An 843-nucleotide genomic window follows, 5' to 3' on the forward strand; every position below is an offset into this window, starting at 1 on the left:
ACGCTGCCCGGCTTCATCGACTGCACCATCTCGGCCGTGATCAGCTTCGGCGCCGGCTTGCCGGGAATCAGCGCGGTGGTGATGATGATGTCCGCGTCCCTGGCCTGCTGCGCGTACATCGCGCGCTGCGCCTGCTGGAAGCCCTCGCTCATCACCTTCGCGTAGCCGCCGCCGCCCGAGCCTTCTTCCTCGTAATCGACCTTGACGAATTCGCCGCCCAGCGATTTGACCTGGTCGGCCACCTCGGCGCGCGTGTCGTTGGCGCGCACGATCGCGCCCATGCCCGCAGCCGTGCCGATGGCCGCGAGGCCCGCCACACCTGCGCCGGCGATGAAGATCTTCGCGGGCGGCACCTTGCCCGCGGCCGTGATCTGGCCGTTGAAGTAACGGCCGAACGCATTGGCCGCCTCGATGACGGCACGGTAGCCGCTCACGCCGGCCATCGACGTGAGCGCGTCCATCTTCTGCGCGCGCGACAGCGTCCGCGGCAGCGAATCGATGGCCAGCACCGTGGCCTGCTTCGCGGCCAGCTGCTGCATCAGTTCGGGGTTCTGGGCCGGCCACACGAAACCGATCAGCGTGCCGCCATGGCGCATCAGCGCTACTTCCTCGCTGCTCGGCGGGCGAACCTTGAAAACGATATCGCTGCGCCCCCACAGGTCGGCGGCCGAAGCCACGACCTCGGCACCGGCCGCGCGGTAGTCGTCATCGCCGAAGTTCGCGCCTGTGCCTGCGCCGCTTTGCACGGCCACCGCAAACCCCAGCTTGATCAGTTTCTCGACCACGTCAGGCACGGTCGCTACGCGCCGCTCCTGAGTGGCTGTCTCCAGAGGAACGCCAATC

1 protein-coding gene is annotated in these 843 nt (G+C 68.1%); it reads right to left on the bottom strand.

Features of this window, described 5'->3' with window-relative positions; all coding sequences use genetic code 11:
* A partial coding sequence (locus G3N94_RS41830) for a Re/Si-specific NAD(P)(+) transhydrogenase subunit alpha (RefSeq protein WP_205799973.1) occupies positions 1 to 842 on the bottom strand: 842 nt, incomplete at its 3' end.
* Position 843 lies beyond the last annotated feature (1 nt).

It is taken from the genome of Burkholderia sp. Ac-20353 (assembly GCF_017104785.1).
Lineage (GTDB): Bacteria > Pseudomonadota > Gammaproteobacteria > Burkholderiales > Burkholderiaceae > Burkholderia.